This is a genomic window from Paenarthrobacter sp. NPDC090517 (genome assembly GCF_044769165.1).
GTDB lineage: Bacteria > Actinomycetota > Actinomycetes > Actinomycetales > Micrococcaceae > Arthrobacter.
Map to the genome: position 1 here is coordinate 1,906,027 of NZ_JBIVXN010000001.1, position 15,470 is coordinate 1,921,496.

At 62.6% G+C, this 15,470-nt stretch carries 11 protein-coding genes and 1 pseudogene; 5 read left to right on the top strand and 7 right to left on the bottom strand.

What is annotated here, in order from left to right; genetic code table 11:
- Positions 1–2: 2 nt before the first annotated feature.
- Both ACIQTW_RS08855 and ACIQTW_RS08860 read right to left on the bottom strand, forming a co-directional pair.
- On the bottom strand, positions 3–908 hold the full coding sequence (locus tag ACIQTW_RS08855) for an amino acid ABC transporter ATP-binding protein (protein ID WP_402936129.1): 906 nt from the start codon (positions 906–908) through the stop codon (positions 3–5).
- Positions 905–1,870, bottom strand: a complete 966-nt coding sequence (locus ACIQTW_RS08860; RefSeq protein WP_192812011.1) for an amino acid ABC transporter permease — start codon at positions 1,868–1,870, stop codon at positions 905–907. The genes ACIQTW_RS08855 and ACIQTW_RS08860 overlap by 4 nt, the downstream gene beginning before the upstream one ends.
- Positions 1,871–2,158: 288 nt before the next feature.
- On the opposite strand from ACIQTW_RS08860, the gene ACIQTW_RS08865 reads away from it, so the two are divergent.
- The 4 genes from ACIQTW_RS08865 to ACIQTW_RS08880 all read left to right on the top strand — a co-directional run bounded on the left by ACIQTW_RS08865 (position 2,159) and on the right by ACIQTW_RS08880 (position 7,559).
- Entirely contained in the window at positions 2,159–4,084 is a 1,926-nt protein-coding gene (locus ACIQTW_RS08865; RefSeq protein WP_402936132.1) for an FAD/NAD(P)-binding protein, read from the top strand.
- Positions 4,085–4,141: 57 nt separating this feature from the next.
- Positions 4,142–4,660, top strand: coding sequence for a GNAT family N-acetyltransferase (locus ACIQTW_RS08870; protein ID WP_402936134.1), 519 nt, complete (start codon positions 4,142–4,144; stop codon positions 4,658–4,660).
- 3 nt (positions 4,661–4,663) lie between these two features.
- Positions 4,664–6,406: a helicase HerA-like domain-containing protein gene (locus tag ACIQTW_RS08875; RefSeq protein ID WP_402936136.1), complete on the top strand. Its 1,743-nt coding sequence runs from the start codon at positions 4,664–4,666 to the stop codon at positions 6,404–6,406.
- A gap of 124 nt (positions 6,407–6,530) precedes the next feature.
- Positions 6,531–7,559 (top strand): hypothetical protein, encoded by a 1,029-nt coding sequence (locus ACIQTW_RS08880; RefSeq protein WP_402936284.1) that lies wholly within the window; start codon positions 6,531–6,533, stop codon positions 7,557–7,559.
- Between the two features lie 92 nt (positions 7,560–7,651).
- On the opposite strand, the gene ACIQTW_RS08885 is transcribed toward ACIQTW_RS08880, so the two are convergent.
- The 5 genes and pseudogenes from ACIQTW_RS08885 to ACIQTW_RS08905 form a co-directional block, all read right to left on the bottom strand.
- Positions 7,652–8,491, bottom strand: coding sequence for a DUF559 domain-containing protein (locus ACIQTW_RS08885; RefSeq protein ID WP_402936138.1), 840 nt, complete (start codon positions 8,489–8,491; stop codon positions 7,652–7,654).
- 163 nt (positions 8,492–8,654) lie between these two features.
- Positions 8,655–10,628, bottom strand: a complete 1,974-nt coding sequence (locus tag ACIQTW_RS08890; protein ID WP_402936140.1) for an NHL domain-containing thioredoxin family protein — start codon at positions 10,626–10,628, stop codon at positions 8,655–8,657.
- Complete coding sequence (locus ACIQTW_RS08895; protein ID WP_402936142.1) at positions 10,628–12,883, bottom strand: cytochrome c oxidase assembly protein; 2,256 nt, start codon at positions 12,881–12,883, stop codon at positions 10,628–10,630. Before ACIQTW_RS08895 ends, ACIQTW_RS08890 begins: the two co-directional genes overlap by 1 nt.
- Positions 12,884–13,026: 143 nt before the next feature.
- Positions 13,027–13,314 (bottom strand): HU family DNA-binding protein, encoded by a 288-nt coding sequence (locus ACIQTW_RS08900; RefSeq protein ID WP_011776355.1) that lies wholly within the window; start codon positions 13,312–13,314, stop codon positions 13,027–13,029.
- Positions 13,315–13,542: 228 nt separating this feature from the next.
- A pseudogene (locus tag ACIQTW_RS08905) lies at positions 13,543–14,105 on the bottom strand (GNAT family N-acetyltransferase).
- Positions 14,106–14,307: 202 nt separating this feature from the next.
- On the opposite strand from ACIQTW_RS08905, the gene ACIQTW_RS08910 reads away from it, so the two are divergent.
- Complete coding sequence (locus tag ACIQTW_RS08910; protein ID WP_402936144.1) at positions 14,308–15,291, top strand: patatin-like phospholipase family protein; 984 nt, start codon at positions 14,308–14,310, stop codon at positions 15,289–15,291.
- The last annotated feature ends 179 nt before the right edge of the window (positions 15,292–15,470 follow it).

The window sequence follows — 15,470 nt, forward strand, 5'->3', positions numbered from 1 at the left end:
TCCTAGATGTTGAAAGCTGGTTCGATGACTTTGGAGAAGAAACTGCGGGTGCGTTCCTCGCGGGGGTTGGCGAAGATCTCCTGCGGCGTGCCGGACTCGACAATCTGGCCCTGGTCCATGAACACCACAGTGTCCGCGACGTCCCGGGCGAAGCCCATCTCGTGTGTCACCACAATGAGAGTGGTGCCGGACTTGGCCAGTTCACGGATGACGTCCAGGACCTCATTGACGAGTTCAGGGTCCAGCGCCGAGGTTGGCTCGTCGAAGAGCAGGATTTTGGGATCGAGTGCCAGCGCCCGGGCAATCGCGACACGCTGCTGCTGGCCGCCGGAAAGCTGCCGAGGGTAAGCGTCGGCGCGATCCTTCAGGCCAACCCTGTCCAGGAGTTCGAGGCCGCGTTTCCGGGCTTCGGCCTTGGACCGCTTCTGAGCCACGATCGGTGCCTCGATGACGTTCTCCAAGGCGGTGAGGTGCGGGAACAGGTTGAAGCTCTGAAACACCATGCCAATGTGGGTGCGCTGCTTGAGGATGTCCTTCTCACGAAGCTCGTGGAGCTTGTTGCCGCGGACCTCGTAACCCACCAGTTCGCCGTCGATGGTGATGTAACCGCCGTCGACTTTTTCCAAGTGGTTGATGGTGCGCAACAGGGTGGACTTGCCGGAGCCGGACGGACCGACGATCACGGCAACGCCTCCCGGCGGCACGGACAACGAAACGCCTTTGAGGACCTCGGTAGCGCCGAAGGATTTCCGGACGTTGGTGATGTCCACCTGACCGCGGGTGGCCTTCCTGTCCGCCGAGGCGGGCCGGGCCGCCGTCGTACCCGCAGGAACGCTGGCTGAACCGCCGGCTGAACCGCCAGCCTGGGCCGCCGTCGTGGATTCTTTGCGTGCAGCGATGATGCTCATCGGGCGTCCTTGGTGGGAGTGGCAGCAACGTGGGTGGTGAAGAACTTCCGGGCCTTCTGCAACGGCGTGAGCGGCAGGGTCCGCAGGGCGCCCTTGGAGAAGTGGCGTTCAATGTAGTACTGGAAAACGCTCAGCACCGAGGTGATCACCACGTACCAGAGCGTGGCGACGAGCAGCAGTGGAAGCACTTGCTGGGTCCGGTTGTAGATGACCTGCACAGTGTAGAAGAGCTCGGAGTAGGCCAGGACGTAAACAATCGAGGTGCCCTTGACCAGGCCGATGATCTCGTTGAACGCGTTGGGCAGAATGGCGCGCATGGCTTGCGGCAGCACGATCCTGGTGGAACGCTTCCATGCCGGGATGCCCAAGGCGGAAGCAGCTTCCAGCTGGCCCTGGTCCACGGAGAGGATGCCGCCGCGGATAATTTCGGCGGAGTAGGCTGCCTGGTTCAGGGTGAGCCCCAGGACGGCTGCGGCGAACTGGCTGATCAGCGTTGTGGTCTGTGCCTCGAAGAAGCGGACATCAGTGAACGGGATGCCCAGGCTGATCTTCTCGTACAGGTAGCCCAGGTTGTACCAAAGCAGAAGTTGGACCAGCAGCGGCGTAGAGCGGAAGATCCATGAGAACGTCCAGGACACCGAGACCAGCAGCGGCGAGGCGGACAGGCGCATGAGGGCCAGGATGAACCCGAGGACGAAGCCAAGGACCCCGGAAATGGCAGTGAGCTTAAGGGTCTCGATGAGTCCGTTGACCACCGACTGGGCAGTGAACCATTCAGCCACCACTCCCCACTCCCAGCGCGGGTTGGTAACCAGCGACCATGCAATGGCTGCGACACCTGCGGCTACCAGAACGGTGCCCACCCATCGCCAGGGATGCCGGGCCGGCACCAGCTTGTACTCGGAGTAGTCCGGGGTGGGCGGTGACGTTTCCGCCGTGGCAGGCGGTGCGATTGCACTCATGCGCCACCTCATTTCAGATCGGTTGTTGACTATCGGATGGCTGCCAATCTAGGGCCGCGCGAAACCCGGCAGCAAGGCGGGAATTTGCACTTCTTCACTGGACTTCGCGTGGCTTCGCAGGAGTTCGCACAGCGTCACAATTTCCTTCCCGAACCCTGAAATGAGACGTGGTTTTGCGCGTCTTAACGCTTCGTGACGTGTGGTGAACGGCGGTTACCGCCGCCTCGACCGGCAGCCTGTTTCGTCCCTAGATTGGGCATCACCACCCACTGCTTTTCAGGAGATCCCATGCCGCCACGAGTACCCGCTATCGCCTTCATTGGCGGCGGCCCGCGCACGGCCGGCGTCCTGGAACGGCTCGCGGCCAACCGTCCCGCACTGTTCCACGGTTCCCTGCAAGTCCATGTCATCGAACCGCACGAACCCGGCTCCGGGAGGATCTGGCGCTATGACCAGGATCCCGGGCTGCTGCTGAACTCCACGGCTGCGGACGTCACCATGTTCACGGATGCGTCGGTTGCCTGCGACGGACCTTCGATTGACGGACCCGGTCTCTCCACCTGGGCTGCGGGGGTGCTGGATGGCAGTATCCGGGACGTTCCCGCTTTCGAGCCCCACATCCTTGCCCAACTTCGCGCACTGACTCCCGCGACATTCCCCACGCGGCAGCTGCAGAGTAAGTATCTTGAGTGGTTCTTCCGCCGGGCCGTTTCCTCACTTGGTCCTGACGTGACCGTGACAGTGCATCGCGACACGGCCACCGGCGTCGTGCGTTCTTCGGATGGCGGTGTGCACGGCGTGCACTTGGCCTCGGGCACCGAGGTGGTTGCCGACGTCGTGGTTTACGCCCTGGGCCACACCGATTCCCTGCCTGATCCCGAATCGGCCAGGCTCACTGAGTTCGCCGCCCGGCACGGCGGGTTCCATGCGCCGCCGTCGTACACCACGGATGTAGATTACTCCGCGATTGAACCCGGGCAGGACGTGATCGTCTCCGGCATGGGGCTCGCCTTTGTGGACCTGATGGTGCTGTTATTCGAGGGTCGCGGCGGCCGCTTTGAAGAAAAGCCCGACGGCGAGCTCGAGTACGTGCCCTCCGGTGCCGAGCCGCGGGTCTGGGCCGGGTCGCGACGAGGTGTGCCTTACCACTCCAAGATCTCTTCCGTTCTGCGCGGCGAGCCGGTCAACCGTCCGCAGTACTTCACGGCCGAGGCCATCGGTGCCCTGCTCGCAGAGCACCAGGAACTCGACTTCCGTGCACACCTGTGGCCGTTGATCGCCAAGGATGCGGGCTACGCCTATTACCGCGAGCTGTTTACCGGGTACCCGTCGCGGGTGCTCGGGACGTGGGCCAGCTTCGAGGTGAGGTTCGACGCCGTTGATTGGTACAGCGCCGATCGGGAAGAACTGGTGGCGTTTTCCGTGCCGGACCCTGCCCTGCGCCTGGACCTCGAAAAATTGGACCACCCGCTGAGCGGCTGCGCGTTCGCCAGCCATGAATCGGTCCAGCGCTCCGTGGCCGCGTACATCCAGAACGACCTTGACCTCCGGACCAGCCCCGACCATTCGGAGACCCTGGCCCTGTTCACCGCTTTATTGTTCGTTTATATGGACCTGGGTCGCCTGGTCCCCCAGGAGCGGCTCAACGCGCGCTCCCAGCAGACCATCCATGGTTGGTGGCATGGCTTCTTCAGTTTCGTGGACTCGGGGCCGCCCGCGCACCGGCTTCGCGAGATGCTTGCCCTGCACAGGGCCGGGCTCCTGAAGTTCCTGGGACCGGGCATGTGGGTTCGAGCTGATGACTCCGTAGGCAGGTTCGTGGCCGGGACGTTCCAGTCGCCGGTGGTGGTGGATGCCGCTGCGTACATTGAGGCGCGGCTGCCGGCCGCTTCCGTGGAACGTTCGGCGAATCCCGCACTGGCTGACCTGCACGACGCCGGATGGGGCACCGAGCAGAGGCTCCTCACGTCCGAGGGCGCCCACTCCACCGGCAAACTCCTGGTCTCCGGGAATCACGAGGTCCTGTCCCCTGTTGCTACTCCTCGGAAGGGTCTTTTCGCGGTGGGCCCGTGGACGTCGGGGTGGGGCGCGGGGGCGTTTGCCCGTCCCAACACCAATGCCGCACCCTTCCGGGAGAACGACGCCCTGGCCCGCCGGATCCTGTCCACGGTTGCCGCCACCCGCCCAACTGAGTCGCAGTTAACGTCGTTATGAGCCCTCAAAACGACGTTAACTGCTACCTACTTGGGTTCCACCTACGAAAGGCCTGACATGACAACAACGCCAACCCTGCCGACGTCGGGCCTTACCGTCCTCAGCCTGCCCATGCGCGATCCCCGCGTCCGCCCGCTCCTGGACGAGCTCGCCGTCGAATACGAAACCCGCTACGGCAACCTGTTCGGAACCGGCGGCGCTGCGGAGGAACTGAACAGGTACCCTGCCGATGAATTTGAAGCTCCGCACGGCGCGTTGATCATCATCCAGGAGAACGGCGAGTCCGTGGCTGGCGGCGCGTTCCGCCGCTACGACCAGCACACCGCGGAGCTGAAGCGGATCTGGACGCATTCAGCACATCGTCGTCGAGGTCTGGCGCGGCTGGTGCTGGCCGAACTGGAAAATGAGGCTCGACGGCGGGGCTACCGGAAGCTGTACCTGACCACGGGTCCGCGCCAGCCCGAAGCGAAAAACCTCTACCTCGCCACAGGTTACAAAGCACTGTTCGACCTCGCCGCAGACCCCGAGGAAATCAAGCATTTGGCCTTCAGCAAGGATCTTGCCGTGCACAGCTAAGCTATGCGCATGGCCAACAAACCCACCGCAACAACTGCCGAAAAACTCGCCACCATCCAGCAGGGCTACACCCTGGAGGGTGCAACCATCGAGCTGGGTGCCGCGATCGTCGACGGCGAAATCCACAAAGAGGCACAGGTTCGCCTGCCGCTGGCCATGATGAACCGGCATGGACTGGTGGCCGGCGCCACGGGCACCGGCAAAACCGTCACGCTGCACATGATCGCCGAACAGCTGTGCACGGCGGGTGTTCCGGTTTTTCTCGCGGACATCAAGGGTGACCTGTCAGGGTTGGCGACGCCGGCCACTGGCAGTGAGAAGCTGACGGCCCGCACCTCGGCGCTTGGTCAGGAGTGGTCCGCGAAGAATTTTCCGGTTGAGTTCCTGAGCCTTGGCGGCGACGGTCATGGCATCCCCGTCCGCGCCACCATTACCTCGTTCGGTCCCATCCTGCTCTCGCGCATCATGGATCTGAACGACACCCAGGAATCCAGCCTCCAGTTGATCTTCCATTTTGCGGACAAGAACAATCTCGAGCTGATCGACCTCAAGGACCTCCGCGCCGTCATCCAATTCCTCACCTCTGACGAAGGCAAGGCCGAACTCGCAAACCTTGGCGGGCTGTCAAAGGCCACAGCCGGTGTGATCCTGCGTGAGCTGGTCACACTGGAGGCACAAGGGATGGAAAAGTTCTTCGGCGAGCCCGAGTTCGACACCGCTGAACTCCTCCGCACCGCACCCGACGGCCGCGGCGTCATCAGCTGCTTGGAGCTCCCCACGCTGCAAACCAAGCCGTTGCTGTTCTCCACGTTCCTCATGTGGCTCCTAGCCGACCTGTTCGAGGACCTGCCCGAAGCCGGCGACCTGGACAAGCCCAAACTCGTCTTCTTCCTGGACGAGGCCCACCTGTTGTTCAATGGTGCTTCCAAGGCCTTCCTCGAAGCCATTACCACCACGGTCCGGCTCATCCGTTCAAAGGGCGTGGGCATCTTCTTTGTCACCCAGACACCCAAGGATGTTCCGGCAGACGTCCTCGGCCAGCTGGCCAACCGCGTGCAGCACGCTCTGCGCGCCTTCACCCCGGAGGACGCCAAAGCGTTGAAGGCCACGGTGTCCACATTCCCTGTCAGCGACTACGACCTCGAAGAGACCCTCACCTCCGCTGGCATCGGCGAGGCCGTCATCACCGTGATGAACGAGAAGGGTGCGCCCACCCCCGTTGCCCTGACCCGGCTCCGCGCTCCCGAGTCCGTGATGGGGCCCAGCGCTGACGAGCTCATTCGCAGTACGGTTGCTGCGTCCTCCTTGCTGGTCAAGTACGGCACGGCCGTGGACAACCTGTCCGCCTACGAGAAACTCACTGGCCAAGCGGCCGTTCCTACCGGAGACGCAGCGCCCGGGTTGCCACCGGTACCGGCGTCTGCCTCTTCGTCTTCCGGTAATTCGCAAGCGGACATCGACGCCGAAGCCCGCCGTATTGAGGAAGAAATCCTCGGCCGTCCCAGCTCCCGGTCCTCGTCGCCTGAGCCTTTCCCGGCACCGCCTGAGCCGGTGCCAGCGCCGAAGTCCTCCCCACGTTCATCCCCGCAGCCGTCCCCTCAGGACGGCGTGTTCGGTGACATCGCCGGCGCCCTCGGTGGAGCGTTGGGCGGTGGGCTCAAGAGCATGGTCCGATCCATGGGAACGCAGCTTGGCCGTGATCTCATGCGTGGCGTCTTCGGCACTTCCTCGCGGCGTCGCCGCTAGTCCTGTTTGCTCTTGTTTGCCGGCGGAACCACGACGCCGGGTGGCAGCAGCGCCCGCTGCCGCCCGGCGTCGTGCCTTCTCCAATCGGTGGATATAAGTCGCTCCGAGGCCTTCCTGCGCGGCGATAGCGGCCGCGGCAGGTAACGTAAAGGGCGTGCAGTTGAGTCAAGCGTTCGTCAAGACCGCAGCCGGATGGCTGCTCGGTCTGATGCTTGCTGCCGCCGGAGCCATCGTGTGCATCAACCTGGTGAGCTCCTCTGTGGCCAGTCCTCAACAGCCCGTCAAGGAATACCTGGAGGCCCTGCAAAAGGGCGAAGGCGAAGAAGCGTTGGGGTTGCTTCGCGCCAAAGTGCCCAGTGCGAACCCCGCCATGCTGGACGGTACAGCCTTACAAACGGCCGCCTCCAAGTTGTCCGATATCAAGGTGGGAAACCCCGAACCGCGGGGCAGCAACCGGATGGCTGTGCCGGTGGACTACACCCTTGACGGCAGCCGGCTTCATACGGAATTCCTGATGGAACGGACCGGGACCCAGTGGCTGTTCTTCGCAAAATGGGCGTTCGTGCCCACAACGCTTCCCACCATTGAAGTCACCGTGGTCAACGCCAGCGAGGCCACGCTCAACGGGGTACCCGTGAATATGCCCAACGGCCGCAACAACTTTGCCGTGTTCTTCCCCGGCAAGTACGAGGCAAGCCTGAATGGTACGTACTTCGAAGCACCGACCACATCGGCCCTTGTTTCAACACGCGACGGCGGCACGGCACCCCTGAATCTGCAGACACGGTCCACCGCTGCCATGAACGAAGCCGTGGCTGGCAAGGTCAGGGAATTCCTGGACACGTGCGCCGCCCAAGCTACCGAGCAACAGCGCCTGCAGCCGGATTGCCCGTTCTATCACGCAAGCAACGCCCGCGTCGTAGACGGAACCATCAAGTGGCAAATCACCGAGTACCCCAAGATCACCATTGAGCCGTTCAGCGGTAAATGGGTGGTGGCTCCGCTCAACGGTAAAGCCACTCTCACTGCCCGGGAGATCAACCTTTTCACCGGGTTGGTCAACGACCTCAACGTGGAGCACGACTTCAGCTTCACCACCCAGCTGGACGTGGGCGCAGACACTGTAACCGTCACGCCCATGCTGACCTTCTGATTTTTTTGGTTCACGCGCTGGAATGGCCCAGTTTCCATGGAGACGGACCGCGGTCAATGCTCTCACCGGCACCAAAGCGAACCTAAAATGGGCTAGTTCGACCACATGCGAGCCGGCCCACGAAGAAGAACTTCACGCACATGCCGGAGCATCTTCTCCGGTTCGTACACCACGTCGTCGTAGAAGAACCTCAACACCAGCATTCCTTGCCTGATTGCTTCGTTGTCCCGCCGACGATCCTTCTTGAATTGGCGTGGATCCAGATGGAAAGCAATGCCGTCGAGTTCAACTATGAGGAATCCTTCAAGGAGAAAGTCGACGGTCCCTATGCCCTCGATCCAAACCTGGGTCTCAGTGCGAATGCCAACGTCACGGAAAAGGACCCGCGCCAAGGTTTCCAGCAGCGACCCCGCACCCCTGTCCACGTTGGCCAAAACGTCGCGGGCCTGCCCGGCACGGTTGCCCGGTAAGTGGCGATTCAGGTAATCAAGGGTGATATCCCCACGGATGTAGGCGCTTTCAACCATCACCAGCGCTTCCAACCTGGGGAGGCAGAAAAGGGCGTGTAGTAGCACATCAGGCAGTGCGACATACGGCTCACTCGGCCGCGGTTGGGACAGGGACAACCGATGACTGATGCACCCTGCCGTGCGTCGCCCGTTGCTCTGCCAGTAGTGGGGCTCGATGGGTTTATGAAGCAGCCACAAGCCATAGCGGTCTGCAGCTGATGCGCACGTCAGCAGGGATTTCGACGACACCGCGGCCACAAGGACCGGATCCGCGCCGGGAAGACCCAAAACTCCGCGCTCGACGCGCTGAATGCTTCCCCTCCTCACCGCGGAGCGAATTGCCGTGTCGCTGGCACCCTGAGCATGCACCTGCCGGGTCATGGCAACGCCGCCCAATCGTCGCAGGGCTTCCTCTGGCTCCATAAGCCCCAGCCTGCAGTTTCAGGCATAAGGCCGGCACTGCCAAAGTGAGCTATGTGGATAAGCCGGAGCTACGGGGCAGCCCACTTTTGACGGCTCCCAGGGCATAAGAAAGGCCCGGGGCAACCCCTGAGGAGTCAGACCCGGGCCATTTCAGTTGTAAGGCTTAGTCCATGCCGCGCAGGTCCAGCACCAGCTCGGACTCACCGTCGGCTTGCAGGACTACCGGGATGCCCCAGTCCTGTTGATAGAGGTGGCAAGCCGCGTGATCGGGAATTTCGCCGTCTTCGGTCTCGGGGCCATCGCAGGCTGCAGCGCGGGCGGTGATGTGAAGGATGCCCTCGGGAACGTCAGCAGACAGCTCGAGGGTGCGCAGCAGGCCCACCGATGTGCCCCCACCGGAGACCAGCAGTTCCGGCGGTGTGGAGGAAATCTTCAGTTGTGTGGGATCGCCCCAACGGTCGTCCAGTTTCTGGCCGGTAGGAGCTTGGAAACGCACCGCGAGCTCAAGGTTCCCGGGAGTTACGGGGCTCTTGGGACGGTGAGTCTGTGATGCTCCCTCATCCACCTGCTGGGCTTCCTTGGGAATGGGAACCAGAACCAGTTGGTGCTTGTTCGACTCCACAACTACCAGGAGCGGATCGCTGCCTTCTACTTGAACCACGACGACGTCGCTCGGCTCAGCGAGGCCCCTCGCCAAGGTGGATACAGACTTGGTGGCAGGGTCGTAGCGGCGGACGGCCCCGTTGTAGGTGTCAGCGATGGCCACGGAATTGTCCGGCAGAACCGTGACACCCAAGGGGTGCTGCAGACGAGCTTCAGCAGCCTCTCCATCACGGAACCCGAAATCAAACAGGCCCTTGCCAATGGCGGTTTCCACGCTCACACCGGAATCGCTGACCACCAAGCGACGCAGCGAGGATGTTTCCGAGTCAGCCACCCAGATGTTGTCTTCACCATCGATGGCCAGTCCGGACGACTGCGCGAACCAGGCTTCCTCGGCCTTGCCGTCCAGCAGGCCTTCAAGTCCGGACCCGGCAAGGATGGAAACCTCGTTGGCCAGGGGGTCGAAGGCGAAGATCTGGTGGGTTCCCGCCATGGCGATCACAACCCGCTGCAGCTTTTCGCTCCAGACCACGTCCCACGGTGAGGACAGGGAAACCTCGGTGCCGAGACCCAACGCCCCAACATCGATCGCGTCGGCAGCGAAGTCAGCCGGGCCGCCGTCGTGGTGTTCGGACCAAGTGCCGGCGCCCGTGTCTGTCACCCGGGCAGGACCGGCGTCGAGCAGCCGCTGGACACCGTTGCCTGCGAGGGTCTGCACGTAGCCGGAGCTCAAGGTGACGCCGCGCAGGCGATGGTTGACGGTGTCAGCGACCACCGCGTCGTAGCCGAGCTTCCACGCCAATTCGGAGGGCAGCAGGGTGACACCCTGGGGTTCGTTGAACTGCGCGATCTCAGACTGTCCGTCCAGGTACCCCTTGGTGCCGGAGCCGATGACGCGCTCCACGGTCTCAAGATCGGGGCGGAGTTCCACCAAGCGGTGATGGCCGGAGTCCACTACCAGGTAGTTGCCGTTGGCAAGCTGGGTTGCTTTCCCGGGGAAGCGCAAGGTGCCCGACGTCGGCTCGGGAGCCACATACGGGCCGTTACCGCGGTGGAGGGTCCCCTTGGCTTCATGCTCGGCCACGAGTTCCTCAAGGAGGACAGCGAGGCCGTCGGCGTGGCCCTCGCCGGAGAGGTGGGCCACAATATAGCCCTCGGGGTCAACGACCACCAGCGTGGGCCATGCGCGAGCGGTGTACGCCTTCCACGTCGCGAGCTCAGGATCGTCCAGGACAGGGTGGTGGATTTCGTAGCGTTCCACGGCAGAAGCCAGTGCTACGGGATCCGCTTCGTGTTCGAACTTGGGCGAATGCACGCCGACCGTCACCAGCACGTCCGAGTACTTTTCCTCAAGCGGGCGCAGCTCGTCCAGCACGTGCAGGCAGTTGATGCAGCAGAAAGTCCAGAAATCGAGCAGCACGATCTTGCCGCGCAAGGACTCGAGGTCAAGGGATTTCCCGCCCGTGTTGAGCCAGCCGCGGCCCTCCAGTTCGGAGGCCCGGACCCGGTGTTGGGTACGTACGGTTTCGCTCATCAGCGTCCTTCCAGCTTGGTGTTCGGTTCAGTTTGCCCGGAGGTATCCGTGGCGGGGCGTTCGGCGTTCCTGCCTTCCGCCTGCGCCGTTGTGGTTGCTTGGGGCGTCCTGGCTGCTTGGGTGGTGCGGTTGGCCATCTTGGCGTCGCGGTCAGCAAGCCGGGCAAACATATCGTTGTAAGCACTGAGATCGGCGTCGTTATTCCTGTCGGCTGCCCGATCAACCCGCCGGGTCTCCCGTTCGTCCGAGCGCGACCACATTACGGCCACGCCGATTGCCACCAGCAGAGTAGGAACTTCGCCGATACCCCACGCTACGGCACCGCCCAGTTGCTGGTCCCCAATGGCCGATGGGCCCCAAGCCCGGCCCAGGTTGCCGAAGTAGTCCGCTGCCAGCAGCCCTGTCCCGCCCATGATGGCCACACCGAAGAACGCGTGGAAGCCCATGGTGGCCAGCAATAGCAGCAGGCGCATGGGGTAGGGGGCACGGCGGGGAAGAGGATCGCTACCGATCATGCTCAGCACAAAGATGTAGCCAGTCAGCAGGAAGTGCACGTTCATGAGCTCGTGGCCCACATGCTCGCGCATCGCGAGGCTGAACAGGTCCGAGTAGTAGAACAGCACGATTGAGCCCGCGAAGTTCGCCGCGGCGAACAACGGGTGGGTGACGATCTGCGAGAACTTGGAGTGCACAAACAGCAACAGCCACTCGCGCAAGCCGCGTGAGCCGTGAGTGCCTTCACCCCTGGCGGGAAGGGCTCTCAGGGCAAGGGTCACTGGCGCGCCAAGGACAAGGAAGATCGGCGCCACCATTGTCAGGGCCATGTGATCCACCATGTGCGCCGAGAACAGCACGCGGCCGTAGACGGCGGGCGGGCCCGAAGTGATGTACGTGAGCACCACCAGTCCGATGATCCAGTTGGCTGTCCGGAACCAGGACCACTTGTCTCCACGCCTGCGGACTTTGACGATACCGAGGATGTAGGTGACCGCGCCGAACAGGGCGACTCCCACCCATAGCCAGTCGAAGCGCCATTCAGTGAGCCAGCGCTCCGGCGTCAGCTCGGGTGGAAGCTCGTAACCGGCGAGGATGAAGGACGGCGAAGCATCAGGTGCATAGGTGGTGGGTTGCGGCGGAGCGGAGCGTCCCAGCGCAACGGCGAGTCCCGACGTCGCGCCCATCACCAGAAGCTCAACCAACACAAGCTGCCACAGCACACGGCGGGCCGACATGGAGCCGTTCTTGCCAAGCTGGGGAATGACCCACTGGCGGTGCATGAAGCCGATTCCGCCCAATACCAACGTTGCCAGCGACTTGGCGATAATGAGCTGCCCATAAGCCGAGCCAAAAAGGTCGGCGGGGTTGGTAACACGAATGGCAGCGTTGATGACACCCGAGGCGAACACCAGGACGAAGGCAAAGCCGGCCAACGACGAGAAGCGGCGCAGGGTCTGCTCGGTGATGTCCGCTGTGCCCTTACTCCTGGAACCCGTAAGGATACCGGAGAGGACCGCAAGCATGATGATGCCGCCAACCCATGTGGAAACGCCCACAAGGTGGAGGCCCAGGGAGTTAATGGCTCCTTCATGATCGCTGGAGCTGGAGGAGTGACCGATCAAGGCTGTAGGAATCAGGCCGATCAGGGCCAGCAGGAGGGTGAACGCAAGGCCTGTCAGCGATCGGACGCCGAACAAGGCGGTGGTGACAACAGCCGCAATGATGGTGACCGCGAGCCATGCCTTGCCGGTTTCAATGTCCGTCATGAAGTAGACGAGGGAGCGCGTAAATTCTGCGTCTCCTGAGAGCCCCTGCCCCGCGACATCTGCGTAAGTGAGTACAAGGACCGCCACCGCCGACAACGTCCAGGCTGCGCCCGCTGCCGCTGCGACTGCCAAGGCTCGGGCGAAGGCCGGATGTTCGGGCGCGTCAACATCCTTCTCACGGGACCGCGAGCCACCGAGGTTCTTGGGCAGGATGCCGACAGCAAAGATCAGGCCACCAACCACTGTTGCCACTGACACGTTGTGGACGGCTTTCGCGAAAGGAAGGCCCCAGCGGACCAATTCGCCTGGATCAGACACCTGCCGGGCAGCTGAGGCGCCGGAGAAGATGAGAGCCGCCGCAAGAGTCAGGAACAGCGCCGCCAGACCCGCCAGCTGCCAAGGCAAGGAAATGCCCGCGACTGTAGTGCCTCCCCGCGCTCCTGGCTTGGGAACAGGCGAAGGGGCAGTAGCTGAGCTTCTTGCTGATGGCACTTATCCATTGTCCGCTACCTGCCGCCGGGCTGCGAATCGAAAGAGGCGCTATGTGCATTACCTAACAGCTGGAACGGCATTAACAACAAAAGGGACGGCAACCATCAGGTTGCCGTCCCTTCAAGGCGTTCGCCGAAGAGTAGTTACTTCTTCTTGGCGACAGCAGCCTTCAGCTTGGAGCCAGCGGTCAGCTTGACGCTGTGGCCGGCTGCGATCTGGATGGTTTCGCCGGTCTGCGGGTTGCGACCGGTGCGAGCTGCACGGTCGGTGCGCTCAACTGCGAGCCAGCCCGGGATGGTGATCTTTTCGCCGGCGGCGACAGAAGTCTCGAAAACTTCGAACAGTGCATCGAGCACGGAGTTGACTGCTGCCTGGCTGGTGCCAGCCTTGCCTGCTACCTCTGCAACGAGTTCACTACGGTTCTTAGCCATTTACGTCCTCCTGGACTCATACGTTTTGAGCTTTCAAGCGGAATGCGAGCAAGCCACTGTTCGAAAACTTACCAGCTTGGGATGACATGGCCAGCAAATTCCGCGTGTTTCCGCGCCTTTTTGACCAAAATCACCGGATTTTCGCGGTTTTTAGGGGTGCTTTACGCCCTTGGCGTACCCTACGGCATCGGCAGGAGGGACAGCCGTCGCTCTGCCAAACCTCCCCCGCTAGAACAGAATGCGCTGAAACAGAACGTGGTCCTGCCACTCCCCCGCGATCTGCAGATAGCTCGGTGCCATCCCGATCTGCTCGAAACCAGACCGCTTCAAGACGGCTTGGGAGCCCCTATTGTGGGCCAGGGTAGCCGCTTGGATACGGTGCAGACCGAGCTCGTTTTGGCCATACCCCCGACGGCGGCCACCGCGGCTGACGCTATGCCCTTGCCTGTCCAGGCGGCATCCACCCAGTAGCCGAGGTTGGCATTCAGGAACGGCCCACGGACAATTCCGGAGAGCGTGATCATGCCGATGATGCCCTCTGGTGTAGTCAACACCCAAGGTACCTCAGCGCCCTGGTCGTAGAAGTTCAGCTTGGCCCGGATCACCGCGGTCTGGCCCATGGTGGTGAAGAACTCATCGGCCCGGCTGGGTTCCCACGGTGCCAAGTGCTCACGGTTCCGCCGGTAAGCGGCAGCCAAAGCCCCGGCATCTGAAGGTTCCAAGGGACGCAGGAGGAGTAGACCGTCCTCTTTCTCCGCTGAGGGATCGTGCAGGCTTCGCGTGAGAATCATTCCCAGACTCTACCTGTGACAACCCTACCGATTGCGAACACGTGGGCCGAGTGATAGTTTTCCGGTGATCGTGATTTTTCGACAGGAGGTGAGTCCCATGTACGCAGTATTCTCAGTGGGCGCTCCCGTGGAGTCCACGATCTCGCGACTGAATTAGTTGCCACTGGGAGCGCCATCAGGCAATTCGCGAAAGGCGACTCCCATGAACACATCACCTTCTTCTCCTCTGCCCTCTTCCCCGACTTTCGAGCATCCGGGTCCATACCAGCCACAGCTGAGGATTGACGGAGCGCAAAGGGTGCCCGCCGGTGAGCGGGCGCTAGTCCTCGGCGGCGGCGGATCCACCGGTAACGCGTGGCTTATCGGCATCGTTGCCGGCCTGTTCGGCGCCGGGTTGGACGTGACTGCCGCGGACCTCACCGTCGGAACTTCGGCTGGTTCGACGGCGGCGGCCCAGTTTACCGGGGCCAACCCCGCCGACCTCTTTGACGCCGTCCTTGCGGCCGCTCCGCCGAGACCCTCAGGCGTGGTTGATACCGTTGGCGCCAACAACAGAGCCCGGCCCGTGACCGACCACATGGAACGAACAGGCAAAATCCTCGCGTCCTCTGCGGATATGGCTGATATGCGCCGCCGGATGGGCGCCGCGGCAATCGACATGGCCGCAGCTATGGACGGCTCCAGTGCGCGGTGGCGCGCAACTGTAGCAGCACGGCTGCCCCATCAGGAGTGGCCGGAACGTCTGATATTGCTCACAGCGGTTGATGCCGAAACCGGTGAAGCAGTGGCGTTCCACCGCCATAGCGGAGTCGAATTGGTTGACGCAGTGGCGGCCAGCTGCGCCAATGGCTTCGCTTACTCTATCGGCAGCAATCACTATATCGACGGCGGCTACCGGACCAACGCTGAGAATGCAGACCTGGCAGCCGGGTACAGACGCGTATTGGTGCTGTCACCGTTTGGCGGCCGGACACGGACTCCGCTGGAGTGGGGCATGCACTTATCCGGGCAAGTGGACGAACTGCGCCGTAGCGGGAGCCGGGTTGAGACAATCTTCCCTGACAGCGAAGCGGAGCATAGGTTCGGCATCAATGCGATGGATCTGACGCTGCGGCCGGCAGCTGCCCACGCCGGCTTCGACCAGGGCAAGGCTCTCGCTCAGCAAATCTCTGAGTTCTGGCGCTAGTGAGTGCTGACCCGGCTGAGTCTGGGCTCAGCCGGGTTTCAGCCCGGGTGAGGAACAGTGCGGTGTGGTTTTGTTGTTAAATGTGGGAGACCCCCCGACCCGTGGTGGGTTGGGGGGTCTCTACCTAATGGTTGTCCGGCGGTGTCCTACTCTCCCACACCCTCCCGGGTGCAGTACCA